The sequence below is a fragment of the Marinobacterium alkalitolerans genome, from assembly GCF_017776525.1.
Taxonomy (GTDB): domain Bacteria; phylum Pseudomonadota; class Gammaproteobacteria; order Pseudomonadales; family Balneatricaceae; genus Marinobacterium; species Marinobacterium alkalitolerans.
The window spans coordinates 51,075-67,540 of the sequence record NZ_JACVEW010000002.1 but is presented as its reverse complement, the minus strand read 5'-3'; the positions used below and the strand labels follow the sequence as shown (position 1 = coordinate 67,540).

Annotated in this window: 16 protein-coding genes; 8 read left to right on the top strand and 8 right to left on the bottom strand. The window is 56.1% G+C overall.

What is annotated here, in order from left to right; genetic code table 11:
- Nucleotides 1-25: 25 nt before the first annotated feature.
- Genes H9C73_RS01640 through H9C73_RS01620 form a run of 5 tightly spaced genes read left to right on the top strand, consistent with a single transcriptional unit; the run spans nt 26 to nt 4,498 of the window.
- Nucleotides 26-1,123 (top strand): 4Fe-4S dicluster domain-containing protein, encoded by a 1,098-nt coding sequence (locus H9C73_RS01640; protein ID WP_209286039.1) that lies wholly within the window; start codon nt 26-28, stop codon nt 1,121-1,123.
- Entirely contained in the window at nt 1,116-1,958 is an 843-nt protein-coding gene (locus H9C73_RS01635; RefSeq protein WP_209286038.1) for an FAD/NAD(P)-binding protein, read from the top strand. The genes H9C73_RS01640 and H9C73_RS01635 overlap by 8 nt, the downstream gene beginning before the upstream one ends.
- A complete protein-coding gene (locus H9C73_RS01630) occupies nt 1,958-2,755 on the top strand; it encodes an NADH-quinone oxidoreductase subunit B family protein (RefSeq protein ID WP_209286037.1) in 798 nt (265 codons plus the stop codon). Before H9C73_RS01635 ends, H9C73_RS01630 begins: the two co-directional genes overlap by 1 nt.
- Nucleotides 2,748-4,043 carry a Ni/Fe hydrogenase subunit alpha gene (locus H9C73_RS01625; protein WP_209286036.1) on the top strand — a complete coding sequence of 432 codons (1,296 nt, stop codon included), beginning with the start codon at nt 2,748-2,750 and terminating at the stop codon, nt 4,041-4,043. The genes H9C73_RS01630 and H9C73_RS01625 overlap by 8 nt, the downstream gene beginning before the upstream one ends.
- Nucleotides 4,040-4,498, top strand: a complete 459-nt coding sequence (locus tag H9C73_RS01620; RefSeq protein WP_209286035.1) for a hydrogenase maturation protease — start codon at nt 4,040-4,042, stop codon at nt 4,496-4,498. The genes H9C73_RS01625 and H9C73_RS01620 overlap by 4 nt, the downstream gene beginning before the upstream one ends.
- Here H9C73_RS01620 and H9C73_RS01615 read toward each other — a convergent pair.
- Nucleotides 4,495-5,325, bottom strand: coding sequence for an ATP-grasp domain-containing protein (locus H9C73_RS01615; protein ID WP_209286034.1), 831 nt, complete (start codon nt 5,323-5,325; stop codon nt 4,495-4,497). The genes H9C73_RS01620 and H9C73_RS01615 overlap by 4 nt on opposite strands.
- Before the next feature lie 165 nt (nt 5,326-5,490).
- Between H9C73_RS01615 and H9C73_RS01610 the strand changes: the two genes are divergently transcribed.
- The gene (locus tag H9C73_RS01610) at nt 5,491-6,420 is read left to right on the top strand and encodes a DMT family transporter (protein WP_209286033.1); all 930 of its coding nucleotides are present in this window, start codon (nt 5,491-5,493) and stop codon (nt 6,418-6,420) included.
- Nucleotides 6,421-6,466: 46 nt separating this feature from the next.
- Nucleotides 6,467-7,435, top strand: a complete 969-nt coding sequence (locus H9C73_RS01605) for an L-threonylcarbamoyladenylate synthase (protein ID WP_209286032.1) — start codon at nt 6,467-6,469, stop codon at nt 7,433-7,435.
- 20 nt (nt 7,436-7,455) lie between these two features.
- Here the strand turns inward: H9C73_RS01605 and rmuC are convergent, their stop codons facing one another.
- The 7 genes from rmuC to H9C73_RS01570 are packed head-to-tail and all read right to left on the bottom strand — an operon-like array spanning nt 7,456 to nt 14,989.
- Nucleotides 7,456-8,937 (bottom strand): DNA recombination protein RmuC, encoded by a 1,482-nt coding sequence (rmuC, locus tag H9C73_RS01600; RefSeq protein ID WP_236014022.1) that lies wholly within the window; start codon nt 8,935-8,937, stop codon nt 7,456-7,458.
- 27 nt (nt 8,938-8,964) lie between these two features.
- Nucleotides 8,965-10,242, bottom strand: a complete 1,278-nt coding sequence (locus H9C73_RS01595) for a sensor histidine kinase (RefSeq protein WP_209286031.1) — start codon at nt 10,240-10,242, stop codon at nt 8,965-8,967.
- Entirely contained in the window at nt 10,239-10,862 is a 624-nt protein-coding gene (locus H9C73_RS01590) for a chemotaxis protein CheC (protein WP_209286030.1), read from the bottom strand. The genes H9C73_RS01595 and H9C73_RS01590 overlap by 4 nt, the downstream gene beginning before the upstream one ends.
- Nucleotides 10,859-11,224: a response regulator gene (locus tag H9C73_RS01585; RefSeq protein ID WP_209286029.1), complete on the bottom strand. Its 366-nt coding sequence runs from the start codon at nt 11,222-11,224 to the stop codon at nt 10,859-10,861. The genes H9C73_RS01590 and H9C73_RS01585 overlap by 4 nt, the downstream gene beginning before the upstream one ends.
- Nucleotides 11,225-11,275: 51 nt before the next feature.
- Nucleotides 11,276-12,400: an HDOD domain-containing protein gene (locus H9C73_RS01580; protein ID WP_236014033.1), complete on the bottom strand. Its 1,125-nt coding sequence runs from the start codon at nt 12,398-12,400 to the stop codon at nt 11,276-11,278.
- Between the two features lie 16 nt (nt 12,401-12,416).
- Complete coding sequence (locus tag H9C73_RS01575; RefSeq protein ID WP_209286027.1) at nt 12,417-14,378, bottom strand: EAL domain-containing response regulator; 1,962 nt, start codon at nt 14,376-14,378, stop codon at nt 12,417-12,419.
- Between the two features lie 47 nt (nt 14,379-14,425).
- Complete coding sequence (locus tag H9C73_RS01570; RefSeq protein WP_209286026.1) at nt 14,426-14,989, bottom strand: response regulator; 564 nt, start codon at nt 14,987-14,989, stop codon at nt 14,426-14,428.
- Between the two features lie 103 nt (nt 14,990-15,092).
- Between H9C73_RS01570 and H9C73_RS01565 the strand changes: the two genes are divergently transcribed.
- Nucleotides 15,093-16,445, top strand: coding sequence for an HD domain-containing phosphohydrolase (locus tag H9C73_RS01565; RefSeq protein ID WP_209286025.1), 1,353 nt, complete (start codon nt 15,093-15,095; stop codon nt 16,443-16,445).
- Nucleotides 16,446-16,466 lie beyond the last annotated feature (21 nt).

The window sequence follows — 16,466 nt, the reverse complement described above, 5'->3', positions numbered from 1 at the left end:
AAGGTTTTTACGAGGCCGCTTTGCAATGCTGACGCAGGAACAGCACTACATGCCCCGCACAGGGATGGTCACACTGCTGACGGAACTCCAGCAGCGCGGCTACGAAGTGATCGGCCCCGGCGTACAGGATGGCGCCATCGTCTTTCACCCCCTCACGCAAGTCGACAGCCTCCCTCAGGGTATCGAACAAACCCAGCAGCCCGGCCATTACCGCCTGCACCAGACCGAATCAGCCCGTTATTTCAGCTGGGCCAACGGCCCTCAGGCGCTCAAACCCCTCACCTTTGCCCCCCGGGAAACCCTCTGGCGCTCGGAGCAGAACGCGGATGGCAGTTTGCGTTTCACGGAAACGCTGGCCGACAGGTCCCTCACCGCCGTGATCGGCATACGTGGCTGCGACCTGGCTGCCCTGGCGTTGCAGGAACAGCACTTTGCCGAGGATCCCTACTACCGGCAACGCCGGGCCAACCTGCTCCTGATTGCCGTCGATTGCTCCCACCCGGCCGATACCTGCTTCTGTGCCAGCACCGGCGATGGACCAGGCGCCGACCGGGGCTATGATATTGCACTGACCGAGCTGGATGACGGCTATCTGGTACGCGCCAACAGCGAGCCGGGCAAAGCCGTGCTGGCGGCGCTTCCGCTTGAGGCCGCCAGCCAAAAGCACCTTGAGCAGGCCGACGACCAACACAGACATGCCCGCCAACAACAGCGACAACTGCCTCGGTTTGATCCTGAAAGGCTCATACATCAGGGCCAGAGCGCCGTTTGGGAAGCCGTGGCGGACCGCTGTCTGAGCTGTGGCAACTGCACCTCCGTGTGCCCCAGTTGCTTCTGCTTCAGCGAGCAGGAGGTGCCTGAACTGGACGGCCAGACCTCCAGCCACCAGCGCCAATGGGATTCCTGCTTCAGCGAAGGCCACAGTTATATTCACGGCCACCGCTTTCGTCCCGATACCAGGGGGCGCTACCGCCAATGGTTGACCCACAAGTTCGGCAGTTGGGTGGAGCAGTACGGCCGCAGTGGCTGCACCGGATGCGGTCGCTGTATCAGCTGGTGCCCGGTGGGGATCGATCCGCTCGAAATACTCGAACAACTGGGTCAGGAGGGCACCGATGAATAACCCGGCCCTGCCCACCAACGCATTGATTCTGAACCGAATTCAGGAAACCGAGGATATTTTCACCCTGCAGCTTCGGCTGACCGACCCTCGGCAACACTGGCGGCTCGAGATACAGCCGGGCCAGTTCAATATGCTCTACCGCTTTGGGGTGGGTGAAATTCCGATCTCGTTCAAGGCGATCAGCCAGGACGAGGCGGGTGAGCCCGTGCTGGAACATACGATTCGCAGCGTTGGCCGCGTCAGCCGGGCGCTGGCAGACCTGAAGCCGGGATCGCATATCGGTTTGCGCGGCCCCTTTGGACAGGGATGGCCCCTCAGGCGCGCCGAACATCAGGACCTGTGCGTGGTGACCGGTGGGCTGGGCTGTGCGCCGGCAGTGTCGATCATTGAACACGCCTTTGCCAACCGCGACCGCTACGGTCATATCCATATCATTCAGGGCGTCAAGCACTCGGCAGACCTGCTCTGGCGCAGCCGCTACGAATTCTGGGCACAACAGCCGGACACCACCGTCATGATGGCCGCCGATGTAGCCGCGCCCGGGTGGCCCTGGTACAGCGGCCGCGTCACTGAACTGATCAAGCGTCTGCCGTTGAAACCGGAGCGAACGCTGGTGTGCTGTTGCGGCCCCGAGCCGATGATGCAGGCCAGCGCGGAGCAGCTGATTCGGCAGCAGGTCCCCCCGGACGCCATCTGGCTCAGTATGGAGCGCAACATGCAGTGTGCCAGCGGCCATTGTGGCCACTGCCAGTTCGGTGCCGACTTTATTTGCCGTGATGGGCCCGTCATGCCCTACCCGCGCCTGCGTGACCGGCTCGGTCTGGAGGGCATCTGATGGCTCGACCGCGTATTGCCGTTCACAAGTTCAGCTCCTGTGATGGCTGCCAGCTCGCCTTCCTCAATCTGGGTGAGGCGCTGCTGGAATTGAGCGAGCAGGTAGAGATACTGCATTTTCTGGAAGCCGGCATGAACGACCCGGCCACACCGGTGGATATCGCCTTTGTCGAGGGCAGCCTGTCCACCCCGGATGAGCTGGAGCGGATTCAGCAGGTGCGAGCCAACAGCCGTTATCTGGTCACGCTCGGAGCCTGTGCCACCAGCGGCGGACTGCAGGCCCTGCGCAATCTGGAGGGTCGGCATGACGAATGGCGCGACGCCATCTATGCCCAGCCTGAATACATTCAAACCCTGAAGGAAGTCCGGCCCATCGCATCCGCCGTCAAGGTAGACCTGGAACTCTGGGGCTGCCCGGTCAACAGCGATCAGGTGCTGGCCGCCGTTAGAGCCCTGCTGTTTGGGGTGTCCCCGGTGGATGACCGTGACCGGGTCTGCCTTGAATGCAAGCGCCAGCAGGCCGTCTGCGTGATGGTGACTCAGGGACGGCCCTGCATGGGGCCGGTAACCCGTACCGGCTGTGGTGCTCTCTGCCCACGCTTCGGGCGTGACTGCTATGGCTGCTTCGGCCCCAGCGAAACCGCTCAAACCGACACTCTGGCACAGCGCTTTGCAGGGCTGGGGCTGGTACCAGACGCCATCGCCCGCCGCTTCCTGATGATCAACTCTCAGGCACCTGCCTTTTTGCAGACCGGGCGCGTATTTTTTCATACACCGGCGGGAGATCAGGATGACTAGCCGACGTATTCGCATCGATGTGCCGGCGCTTACCCGTGTCGAGGGCGAGGGCTCACTTCGGCTTGAGGTCAGGGATGGTCAGCTGATCGACCTTGGGCTGTCGATTTTTGAGCCGCCACGGTATTTCGAGAAGTTTCTTGAAGGGCGCGATGCCAGCGAGGTGGTCGACATCGTGGCCCGCATCTGCGGCATCTGCCCCGTGGCCTACCAGATCAGCGCCCTCAATGCGCTGGAGTCGCTGGCCGGGGAGCCCCTTACCGACTGGGCACGGAGCATGCGACGGGTGTTTTACTGTGGCGAATGGCTGCAAAGTCACGCCCTGCATATCCACCTGCTGGCACTGCCGGACTTTCTCGGCTTTGACGATGCCGTCAGCATGGCCGCCCGACACCCGGATGCCGTCAAGCGAGGGCTGCGGTTGCAGGGGCTGGGAAATGCGCTGATCAAGCTCTTTGGAGGCCGGTCGGTTCATCCGGTGGGCGCCCGTCTGGGCGGCTTTCACCATGCGCCTTCGCCCGATGACGTCACCGCAATCGTCGAAAAGCTCAAGGCCGCCCAACCGGAAGCCCGTGACCTGACACACTTTTGTGCCGGCCTGTCACTGCCGGATGACCCTCAGTCATTTATCTGCGTCGCACTGCATCACCCGGATGGCTATGCCATGGAGTCCGGTGACATTCGCACCAGCGAAGGCCTCACGCTTAAGGCCCATCAGTTCGAGCAGCACTTTCATGAGCATCACAAGCCGGACTCCACCGCCCTCTGGTCTGATCTGGACGGTCAACCCTACCTGACCGGTCCGCTGGCCCGGCTGAACCTGAACCACGCACAGCTGCCTGCCTTTCTGCAGCAGCGCCTGAACGAAATCGGCCTGTCCCTGCCCTCGCACAACATGTTTCACAGCCTGCTGGCCCGTGCCATCGAGATTGAGTGGGTACTGCATGAAGCGATTGAACGGCTGAGTAAGTACCTGCTTCCCCCTTCGGCCCATACACCACTGACACTAACGGAAGGGGTCGGCTACGGCATGAGTGAAGCGCCGCGCGGGCTGCTCTGGCATCGCTACGCACTGGGACAGGACGGGCTGATCAAGGCCGCCCGCATCGTTCCCCCTACGAGCCAGAATCAGGCGCGGATCGAGGCGGACCTGCACCGCTCCCTCACCGCGTTCGGGCTGGATCAGGATGCCGAGGCACTGCGGCTCAGGGCCGAGCAGGTCATTCGCAACTATGACCCCTGTATCTCCTGTGCCACTCACTTCCTGACCCTGGAGAAACACGAACGGTGAACGCTCACTCAGCCGACACGGAGCTGATTCTGGGCATCGGCTCCCCGTTTGGCGATGACCAGGCAGGCTGGGCCGTGATTGAAGCCCTGCAGGCTCTCAGCCTGCCCGACCATATCCGGCTGGAGCGACTGGACCGGCCCGGCAGTCGTCTGATCGAGTATCTGGGCCAGTATGACCGTATCACCCTGATCGATGCCGTGGTGACCGAAGATCAACCCGTTGGCACCTGGCTGCCACTGTCTCTGGATCAGCTGGAGCAGAGCCAACCCGCGTCGAGCCACGGTTTGGGGCTGGCTCAAGCCCTGGCCCTGATTCAGGCACTGGGCGAATGGCCGCCATCGCTGCGGATTTTCGGCATTTGCATTGATCCGCCCGGGCTGGAGGAGAGCCTGTCACCGGCTGTCATCAAGGGGGCCCGGCAACTGGCCGAAACCCTGTTCTCTGAGGTGGACTAAACGGCAATCGGCATGGGCGGCGTTGGGTCCTTGGGATCGTCGTCGTCATCATCGCCCCGGTCGTTGGCAGCCTCCAGGTGTGCCAGAATGGCATCCGACACGCGCTGACTCAGCCCCGGTAGCCCGGTGTTGCCGAACAGGCGGTTGAATTCCAGCAGGTAGGGATAGCCATCCACCATCGCCACATCAAAGCCGGCATGGTCGATATCCAGCAGTCTGGCGACTTTCAACACCAGCTCAACCGCCGCTGCGGGCAAGGGGGTTTGGGTATCGACAGAACCGCCCTGCGACAGGTTGTTATGGAAACCGTTGTGCCCCTGACAGCGCCAGAAACCGTCCACCAGCTTGCCCCCGACCACTATCAGGCGCAGGTCCCTGTCGATCGGTAACAGCTCCTGAGTGTAGATCACCGGCGTCCGCTCCAGATAGAGGCGCCAGTCCGCCTGCGACTCGATCAAAAAGACCCCCTGTCCCATACTGCTCTTGGGGATCTTCGCCACGAACGGCAAGGGCATCTGCTGCCAGACCCGCTCGGCGTTTTCCGGTGTATTGGCCTCAATCAGCGTCCAGGGTGTATGCCCCGGCACGACCAGTTGGAAAGCACGCGTCATTTCCACCTTGTCGTGGCCGATATGATAGGCCGACAGGCTCGGAAAGATCCGTTTTTTCAGGCCGTATACGAGCGCATTGATCTGCCAGTACTCCGGGAACAGAACCCAGTCGGCCGTCTCGATACGCGCCCGCTCGCGAAACAGGTGCTCGGGCTTGATGTAGTACGTATTGGGAAGGTGAAGCGTGCGGAATGCATCAAAGGAAACGCATTTCATACCTGGCTACCGCGGTGATTGAAAGCGCGAAATATTAGTGCGATTTTTGCACAACGCAAAGCATTTTTTCGCGCAGAAAACCGGCTTATTTTCGCACCGATGCTGCAAAGCGGCGCATAAAAATGTAATCTACGTTACCTTTTTTGGAATTGTGTCGGAGGGTCCATGACTCAAAGTCGTCGCCACCTGGATTTTTTCGCCGTCAGCATTCTGCTGATGCTGTGTTTGGGCTGGGGGTTCCAGCAGATTGCCATCAAGCTGGCGGCCGATGATATTGTTCCGACACTGCAGATCGGCCTGCGCTCCGCTTTTGCTGCCAGCGTGCTGTTTCTGCTGATGCTGCGCAGTGAAGGCCTGCAGGTATTCAGTGACGGTACGCTCAAGGCAGGCCTGATTGCCGGCTTCATGTTCGCACTGGAGTTCCTGTTCGTGGGGGAAGGTCTGGCCCACACCAGTGCCTCTCACATGGTCGTATTCCTGTATACCTCCCCGATCTTTACTGCGTTGGGAATGCACTTTGTGCACCCGGACGAGCGTTTGAGCCGTATCCAGTGGAGTGGCATAGCGCTGGCTTTTGTCGGTGTCTGCATCGCCTTTCTGGGCCCGGGCAATGCCGAAGGCACCAGCCTGCTGGGTGATGCCTTTGCGCTGGCCGCCGGGGCGATCTGGGGCTTTACCACCGTTGTGATAAGGGGTTCAAAGCTGTCCGAAGCACCGGCCGTCAAGACACTGTTCTACCAGATGGCCATGGCCGCACTGATGCTGATCGGCGCCGCTTTCCTGATGGGCAACGGCGACATGAACTGGACACCTGAAACCACGGTCAATATGGCGTTTCAGGCCGTGTTTATTGCCATTGGCAGTTACCTGACCTGGTTCTGGCTGCTCCGACGCTATCTGGCCTCTCGCATGGCCACTTTTGTGTTCATCACCCCCCTTCTGGGCGTATTATTCGGCGTGCTGATTCTGGACGAAGTGCTGACAGCCAGCTTCGTCACCGGCGGCCTGATGGTCATTCTGGGCATTTTCCTGGTAAGTGCCAAAGACCTGCTGAACCGCCGCCGAGCAAGGCTCCTGAATGAAGCCCTGAAATAGGCCACTGTCCGGATGGCACACCCGGCACCCAATACTGAATTGAAGCATGAAAACAGAACGACTTGATGCTCGAAACCCTGCGGACCTTGCGCGGGCTGGTGAACTCCTGCGCGCCGGTGAACTGGTCGCCGTACCCACCGAAACGGTGTACGGACTGGCGGCCGATGCCAGCAATCCGGAGGCCGTGCGTAACATTTTTACAGCCAAGGGACGCCCCGCTGACCATCCGCTGATTACACACATCGCCTCACTGGCACAGCTGCCGCGCTGGATCAGACACCAGCCGGAATGGCTTGAGCCTCTGGCCCGAGCATTCTGGCCCGGCCCTCTGACGCTGATACTGGAGCGCCACTCGGACGTTTCGGATGTGATTACCGGCGGGCTGGACAGCATCGGTATTCGGATGCCGGATCATCCGGTGTTGCTGCCCCTGTTGCAGCAGTTTGATCTGGCCGTTGCCGCACCCTCCGCCAACCCCTATCAGAAGCTCAGCCCCACCAGTGCCGAGCAGGTACTGGCAGGGCTGGACGGGCGCATTGCCGCCGTACTGGATGGCGGCCCCTGTGGCGTGGGCACCGAGTCGACCATTCTGCGTGTCGGGCCCGAGAGTGCTGAAGTGCTGCGTTGCGGACCGATTGCGGCGGCCGACATTCAGCCCTACCTGCGGGTGCCCGTGCTGACACCCGCCCTGCACGCGCATGCGGTTTCGGGTAACAAGAAGATGCATTACCAGCCCAACGCACCGGTGATGATCTGCTCACCGGATGAACTGTCAGTACGCCTGGCCTCCACGCCCGACTGCGCGGCACTGGTGTACTCGGATCGGTTCAAGTCACTGGAGGGGCCGCTTGTGCGCCACCTGCCGGCAGAGCACCCCGGCTATCGCAAGGCGCTGTACGCAACTCTGTATGCACTGGACTGTGCCGGCGCGCAACAGATTCTGGTCGAGGCGCCGCCGGAAGATGCCCACTGGGCGGATATTCAGGACCGGCTGAAACGCGCTTCGGCGCGCTGAAACGTCCCAGGCCTGGCTGATCAGGTGCCGCTGTCCAGCTCAAGGTGTGCCTTGTCGACCAGCTCGGGCGGCAACTCCTTCTGTACGGACACGCCCAGATCCTTGAACTCGGCAGCCTGCTTGATCAGGTTGCCACGGCCGGAGTAAAGCTGCCCAAAGGCACGGTCGTAGCTGGCACGGGCTCCATCCAGCTTCTTGCCCACATCCTGCATGCTGGTGAGGAAACTGTTGAGCTTGTTGTAGAACTTTTCGGCACGGTCGGCCAGCTCGGCGGTGTGACGGCTCTGATCCTCAAACCGCCAGAGCTGACGCACAATGTTCAAGCTGGTCAGCAGCGTGGTGGGCGTCGCCACCAGCACATTCTGCTCCAGCGCACGCTGATACAGGGTTTCGTCCGCCTTGAGCGCTTCCACATAAGCGGACTCGACCGGAATGAACATGATCACGATTTCCGGTGAATTCAGTCCGGGCAGCTTGTCATAGCGGCGCTCGGCCAGCTCCTTGATGCGGTCGGATACCGCCCGGGCATGCTCACGCAGGGCCTGTTGGCGCTCGCCCTCCTGTTCCGCATTCACGTAACGTGTATAGGCCGCCAGAGAGGTCTTGGCATCGATAATCAGGTGTTTGTTGCCCGGCAGATAGACGATGGCATCCGGGCGCTGACGCCCATCCTCCGTGTTGATGCTCACTTCGCGCTTGTAATCCTGCCCCAGCCGCAGGCCGGCATTATCGAGCACATTTTCCAGCATCAACTCGCCCCAGTTGCCCTGCACCTTCTTCTGCCCCTGCAGAGCCGTGGTCAGTTTGGCCGCCTGATCGGTGATCGCCTGGTTCAGTTGCTGCAGGTTCTGCAGCTCCGTCCTGAGCTGCACGCGCTGTTCAGTCTCGTGCAGGTGAATATTCTCCACCTTTTCACGAAACCCTTTCATCTCGGACTGAATGGGGTTGAGCAACTGGTTAAGGCTCTGCTGACTCATCTCGGTAAACGCCTTGCCCTTGCGCTCAAGGATTTCGCTGGCCAGCTGCTCGAACTCTTTCTTGAGCAGTTCACGGCTCTGTTCCAGCTGCTGAATCTGCTCGCGGAAATGCTGTTCCTGCTGCTCTCGTGCCGTGCTCAGTGCACTGTGCTCGGACTGCAGTTGCTGCAACTCGGTCTGCAACTGGCGCACCCGGTGCTGTTCCTGCTGCCACCAGCTCTGATAACGCTCCAGCGCCTGATCACGCTCTTCGGCACGGGCCTGCTGGCGTCCAAGTTCAATCTCAAGCCGGGTATGTTCCTGCTGCAACGACTGGCTCTGGTCACGCAGCATGTCGCTTTCATCCTGCAACTGCTCAATCTGCGCCAGAAGTTGCTCCTCTCGCATGGCAAACCGGGTTCTTATGGCCGCATGTTTGCGGCTTCCCCAGGCCAGCAACGCCAGCAGTAAAACGCACGTGGCAAACGCCAACAATAATGAGATATCCACGCTGCTCAGGCTCACATCCATACTCTGTGCCATCATGCTGCCAAGATCCAAATCCGGACGAGCTTAATGATTATCCTGCTCAACGGGTAGCTCTATCCTGAAACAGGTCCCTTCACCCGGTTCACTTTCAACACTAATTGTTCCTCCATGACTTTGTATGATGCCATAGGAAACCGACAATCCAAGGCCGGTTCCCTTACCGACAGCTTTGGTTGTGAAAAACGGGTCAAATATCTTGTCCAGTTTGCTGGCCGGAATGCCACACCCTGTGTCCGTGAATGTCAGTACAACACTTGCTCTCTCAGGCATATGACAACTGGTCACTTTTATACTTCCGGTCTTTTCGATGGCCTGGGCAGCATTTACCAGAAGGTTCAAGAAAACCTGATTAAGCTGCGCCGGGATACATTGTACTTTGGGGAGTTCGCCCAGATCCTGCTCAACTTCACGAACCTTGTACTTGAGTTCGTGGTGCACGATTTTCAGCGTGCTTTGAATACCCTCGTTAAGATCCGCATATTGCCATTGGCCACTATCCAGACGTGCAAAGTCTTTCAAGGATCCGACGATCCCTTCTATACGGGTAATGCCATCATCTGTTTCATCCAGAATCTCGGGAAGCTCTTCTTGCACATACTCCATATCCAGAGACTGCCTTACCTGATCACGCTTAACCTTCAGCTCAGGCGTAAGCGATGCATCCAGGAGGTCATCATAGTGTTTGATCAAGGATTGCAATTTACCAATGTAGTCACGCAGGCATTCCACGTTCGACTTGATAAAGCATACCGGGTTATTGATTTCGTGTGCGACGCCTGCAGCAAGCTGGCCCACACCAGCCAGTTTCTCGGATTGAACAAGCTGGCTTTGTGTTTCTTCCAGTTTTCTATTGAGTTCGACCTGATAATTGCGCTCCTTGTCGAGGCGCTTCAGGCTATTCTGTAACCGCTGCTGAGTGACAGCCGTGGGGGTTGAGTCATATACGGTTATACAAACCAGATCATCTTTCTCGGCCGACTTCAATTTAAAAATGGAACAGCTCTGATACATAAGCCGTGCGCTACCCGTAATGGGGCGACTGCTCGGAAAGTCGAAAAGCCTGGGACGCTGGTGCCAATTAGTGTATGTCGTATTATCAAGCATCAAGACAGACTCTACACGCTTGCGTAGCCAGACTTGGGGTAACTCGGGAAACAGACTGAAAAGGCTCTTGCCTGCAAGGCTTTTCTGCTTGCTGTTATTTTCTATAAATGGGTTCGCGTAACGTACAATGAACTGTGCATCAATAATCAGGATACCCAAGCCAAGTTGCTCAATGACCTCTGAATGAGCATGCTTCATGTTGCCTCCAGTCCCAATAGCCGATCGACTCCACTCCACAATTCATCGGTATCCTGTCCAGCAACGCATATGAGCAGGTCTGTTGACATTTCCAGGTTATCAACACTGAAGCTGATTTCCATAAACAGGGCTTCTTTCCACAAGGGCTTGAGTCGCTCAAGATAATCAATCACTGTCACTGATGTTGACAGGATAGAGGGTGGACCAAACCGTAATGAGCCTTCAAACTGCTCAGCAACCCCTTTCAGGCAGGCGCTTGCCAGCAGGTTCGTGAGTTCAAGTGTCAGCTCACTTGTTCGCCCACCGGCGGGCTCATCTGGAAAGCCCATGCAGTTGGCAAGCTTTGCATGGCAGGCCCCCTGCTCAAAGCAAACCAGCACCTCCCCCCTGAACAAACCATTAAAGGACTGCCGGGTGAGTGTACCGCGCGGCTTGCGCAAAAGCCTTTTTCCAAAAGCATTCAGTGAACTTGCTTGCACAGTGTGCAGTTTGGGAATGGACAAGTGCACCCTTTCATTTATCAGCCGTGCCAATGTATCAGCGGCCTGCCCCATAGAGATGTTCAGAATCTCCTGCAGCGCATCCTGGCGCATTTCGTCCCTTTCGCCAGGGGAATTCATATCAGCCCCGAACCTTTTAGCACACCCTCAAGCTGTTCAGGTGTAACCGGTTTACGAATAAATGTTAGTGCTCCCAGAGCCGTTACCTTTTCCTGCACCTCTGGCTGGAAATCAGCACTTATGACAATTACAACTGTTTTAAGATCTTCCCCCTTAAGCCGCTCAAGCACTTCCAGACCGTCCATTATCGGCATGGTCAAATCGAGAAACAGAACCTCTGCCTTGCCTGCACGACAGGCTTCAAGTGCCTCAAGGCCATGTTTGCATTCAGTAACTTCTACATCCCAGCTTTCTGGCAATGCCTTGATCACATTTTTGCGCGATAACATGGAATCGTCGCAAACGGTTATAGGTGTTTTCATACATACCCCATGGGATGCTGTTTAAAATCATGCACGCGCCTGACACTTATTTCATTCCAATATGAGATTGCCGTCCGAACCAATTGTGATGCCAACACTTGCCAGGAAAGCATGATCGAGCAGTTCGCTGTCGTCACCCTCCGTTTCCTGTACCCAGGCAACATGAAGAGCAGCCAGCGCACGGTCACGCTCACACGCCTGCCCAGGCTTTCGCATATCCAGTACCAGCTGAGCATACTGCGTGTTAAATCCCCATAGTGTTAAAAGATAGGCCCCTACAGCCGAGATTTCATCATTCGCACACGCTGACGAGCTCAATTCAAGTGTGATCAAAGCGCCAATATTGTGCAAAATGCCCGCGACAAAAACAGCGTCACGGTCATGTCGATCCAACTCCAGCGCGCGCCCGAGCACAAGGGCCCGCTCTGCGACTTGGCGAGCTATACTGAAGCTGCAGGCGTGAGCACCATCGGAACGTGCATTTGAAGCGGGGTGAAAGAGCTCCAGAGCTAACACAATGGCCCGAATCAGCTCACTGCCAAGCCGAACCACCGCATCCCGTATTGAAGCAGTTTCACTACTGAAACCGAAAAAGGCAGAGTTCGCCAACTGCAGCAATCTGGCTGTCAGGGCTTGATCCATTTCAACCAGATCCACAATCCTGTCCAGCGACACTTCGTCACGGGCCAGCTCTACTGAAAGCTGACTGAAGGTATGGGACACAACCGGTAGCTGCCTCAGGCTGCCAATAGCCGTTTTTATTTCATTATTGACCGGCAAATGATGTATGCATGTCGCTCGATCCAGTATGGAAGCAATAGCGCCGGGATCAAAAGGCTTGGCAAAAATAAGGTGTGCCAGACCTGCCACCTCAAGCAGTGCCGCTCTGGACGTATCGCCTGTCAGCATCACACGCAAAATACGAGGGTGTGAGATACGTACATGTTCGAGCAGGTCAATGCCACCGGGGCCGGGCATAAGCTTATCGGCTATCAAAACCCTTGGAGAGTGATCCTCGAGCAAGGATAGCGCCTCACTGACAGACTCAGCCATCAGAACCGTCCAGTTCGGGTGGCTGCGGCGAATCAGACGTCTTGCCGAGCTGAGTACAGCGGCCTCATCATCAACCACCAATACCTCGGGCCGGGAGGTGCCCTCAACTCTGTCCTCACTCATATATTCACCCAAAGGTTCACATCTCAAAAGGCTGTTCTCGTATCATGTCGCGCAGAATATCCGGCGCAACCGGGGGGCTGTATACATATCCTTGTACGATATCGCACTCATACTGATGCAGGACATCTAACTGATAAGGGCTTTCAACCCCCTCTGCTATTACCTCAAACCCCATATCGTGCGCCATATTGATGATGTGCTTGACCAGTCTTCCCCGCCGGTTTCCGGGACTGATTTCATCAATAAAGCATTTGTCTATTTTCAGTACATCAATGGGCAACTGGTGTAGATATCCCAGCGAAGAATACCCCGTACCAAAGTCGTCAAGCGCTATCCCTATACCCAAAGCGCGTAGCTCTTCTATCTGAGCATAGCTGGATTGAACGTTTTGAATGAGGGACGTTTCTGTCAGCTCAATTTTCAGATCCTCGGGCAAGGAACCGGACTCATGAATGATGCTTTTAATCCGGTTCACAAGAGAATCATTGCGAAGCTGTGGCGCTGCAAGGTTCACGGATATCGGTACGCTGGGCACGCCCTGCAGTCGCCAGACGCGTACCTGTGCGCATGCCGCAGCCAAAACCCAATCTCCAATGATATGGATAAGACCGTTTTCTTCCGCCAACGGGATAAAAACGGCAGGACTGACAAGCCCGAGTTCATGATGCCTCCAGCGCAGCAGGGCCTCCGCCCCTACAATTTTTCCAGTCGAAAGATCAACCTTGGGCTGATAGACGAGACTGAATTCATTGCGCTCCAGGGCACCGAACAGTGAATTTTCCAGTCGGTCTCTGTTGGCAATATCACGATCAAAACGAGGATCATAGGCATGCACCTGTCCCACGTTGCCGCCTTCAACCAGGGTATGCACCGCTGAGCTGGCTCTTTGAAGCATCACTTGAGCATCAACCGCTGCATCCCTGGGGTGTGCAATCGCATATCCGATGTACACCTGTACCAGTGTCGCTTTATCAAAAACTTCAACAGGCCGTGCAAAGTGCTCCACAACCCCCTGCAGGTGTTTAATCGCTGCCCCCTCACTGACTGGCAGCAACACGACAAGCTGCTCTGCCCCTGAAGCTGATATCACTGAGCCGTGTGGAAGAAACTGCTTGATATGTTTACATAGCAGGGTCATGAGTCGAGAGTAAGCCATAAAACCTGACTGTCGGCTCAACTCCCTGAAACGCGCAACTTCAATACAGGCTACAACACTGGATGTTTCAGCTTTCTCAAGGCGTTGATTAATCGCTTCTTGAACCTGACACTGACTGATCAAGTCCCTTTCCTGGCCAAATGTCTCATTGTCAACCAGGTGAGTAAGAAGCAGTTCGTATACCCCTTGAGATCGGGCTCGCATACAGGCCCGATACTGAGGTTCACCAAAATCATTCGACAGAGTAATGCTGTTGCCGGGATGATGTGCCAGATGGGCAAGTTTTTGCTCGTTGAGCCCGGGCAGTCTACCTGGCACACTTTCTCCGCAAGCCAGGGCTGACAACTGAAACAGATCAACCTGCCCACGCGGTGGCTCCAGCATTGTGCCTCTCTCATCAACACATACGACACATTCCCGTTCGTTCGGAGAGAAGGGAGGCAACACCCGGTGGTTATACAATTCAAATGCTGTCTGCACTTGATCCAGCAGCTCTTCCTCATCCCAGGGCTTGGTGATGAACTTGAAAACCTGGCCGCTGTTGAGTGCAGCCAGCACCAGGTTTAAATCCGCATGCCCACTCATGAGTATACCGACCGGAGCAGGTACCAGCTGGGAAGTGCTTTGTAACAGCTCGCTACCATTGGCGCCGGGCAATATGAAATCTGAGAGAATTACCTGGGGCTTGTGCGCCTGACATGTCTGCAGCCCTTCCTCCGCCGATCCTGCAGTCAGAATTTCATAGTTTTTTTTGCGAAATATACGCTTGAGACTTCGCAGAACGGCCGGCTCGTCATCAATGATCAAGAGCTTTTGTGACATACCACCCCCAGCAGGACGGTTGATAAGGAATTTACAGCACTCAACTACTATTCCGCATGAGAAAGCTGCGCCACCATATCTGTAAGCTCTTGATTTTTAAAAGGCTTTTGCAGAACAGCATCTGCACCGGCATCCAGCGCACGGTTCAACTCGGACGTGCTGAGTGCTGATACAACTACCACCTTGGTGTGTTTGATCTCTTCAGTGGAGCGTATAAAGTCTAGTACTTGAAATCCATCCAAACCAGGCATGCTCAGATCCAGCGTGATGAGATAAGGCCTGTCCTGCAGCAGTTTGGCGCCTCCCTGGAACCCGTCAGTCGCCACATCAACGCTGTAACCTGCTGTCCGCAAAATACGGCTGATAAGGCGTGTAATAGCAGGCTCATCATCCAGAACCAGCACACGATTATTGCTTTTGGGAGCGTATTCCGGAGGCACCGGCATGTTGTGACTCTCCAAAAACGCAACGAAATCCTCCACCAGAACACGATTGTTACCCCTTCCCGGGAGCTTGAAGCCCTTAAGGTCTCCCCTCTCAATCCAGCGAATGACAGTACGCAGGTTTACATCACATATTTTTGCTATCTCACCGGTGGTTAGCGTTTTCATTCTCAGCCCTTGATTTTATCGCAATCTGCCCTAGCATTTATAACACAGGTGCTTCATATTACAAGTATGACATTTGAGACTTGCATGAACAAAGGTTGCCCTCTTGGATAAAGAACTGACGGAAACACCGCATGCCCCTCCACCCGCCTGGAAAGTGCTCTGCGTTGACGATGAAAACAGCATTCTGAGAGCGTTGAAGCGGCTGCTCACTCAACATCAGTATGAAGTTGTCACCACAGACAACGGAGAGGACGGTTTGGCTTTGCTTCGGCAAGACAACTACGACCTTATCATTTCCGACATGCGTATGCCCGGCATGAATGGAGCCGAGTTTCTGGCTCAGGCTGCAACTCATCACCCCGAATCAATACGGCTACTCCTTACTGGCTATGCCGACATGGAATCAACCATCGCCGCTGTTAATGAAGGTCGAATTCATCGCTACATACAAAAACCCTGGGACTCAGCCAAGCTGCTTGCAATTCTGGACGAAGAGCTTGAAATCAAGCGACTGCGCACGGAAAACCAGGCTCTGTTAGACATTGTTCAACAACAGAATGAGCAACTTCAGGACAGCAATGCAAAGCTGCAATCCCTGAATAATCAGCTTGAAGACAAGGTACGTCTTCGAACAGAGCAGATCCGCAAAGCCATGAAGAATCTGGAAACACGTAACCGCCAGATTCAGGAACAAGTACGAGCAACCGTGCGTGTTTTTTATAACCTGCTCGCACTCAGTGGGTTGGACAGTTCCAGCCATGCAAATGAAATCAGCCTGCTTTGTCAGCTAATCGCTCAGGCGCTTGAGCTTAATGAAAACGAAACCCGACAGATAAAGCTGACCGGCTTGTTGGCAGAAGTGGGGGTTTTGTGTCTTCCGTCTGAGCTTGCCGGCACCCCAAGGTTCGAAATGACCGAGGAGCAGAAAAACGAATTCCTCTCTCACCCTCAACTTGCATTTCAGGCCATGTCACCCGTGGCTCACCTGTCCTCTATTGCGCATGCAATCAAGCACCAGTTTGAGCGTTTTGACGGTAAGGGGTCACCCGAAGGGCTGGCCGGCGAAAAGGTACCTCTGGGGTCTCGGGTTCTGGCGCTTTCAAGAGACTACATTTTCCTGATCAGAGGCATCAGTCACAGAACCCGATACAGCAGCAAGTCCGCGCTGGATATACTCCGCAAGCGCTCGGGCCATATTTACGACCCCAACCTGGTTGAAGTGCTTCCCGGGATCATTCCAAAACTGGAAGCGGATTTGCTCAACCGTGACGAAAAAGTCGTATCCACGGCACATCTCAAACCCGGTATGCAACTGACACGCGACGTGATGGGCTTTAGTGGCCTTTTACTGTTGTCTGAAGGGCACCGGCTTACTGAAGAAACGATTGAGCGCCTTAAATCGTACGAAGAAAACAAGACGGAGCCACTGGAAGTTTTCGTGCTTTCAGGAAAGTAATTCAATACGGATTATGTGTGG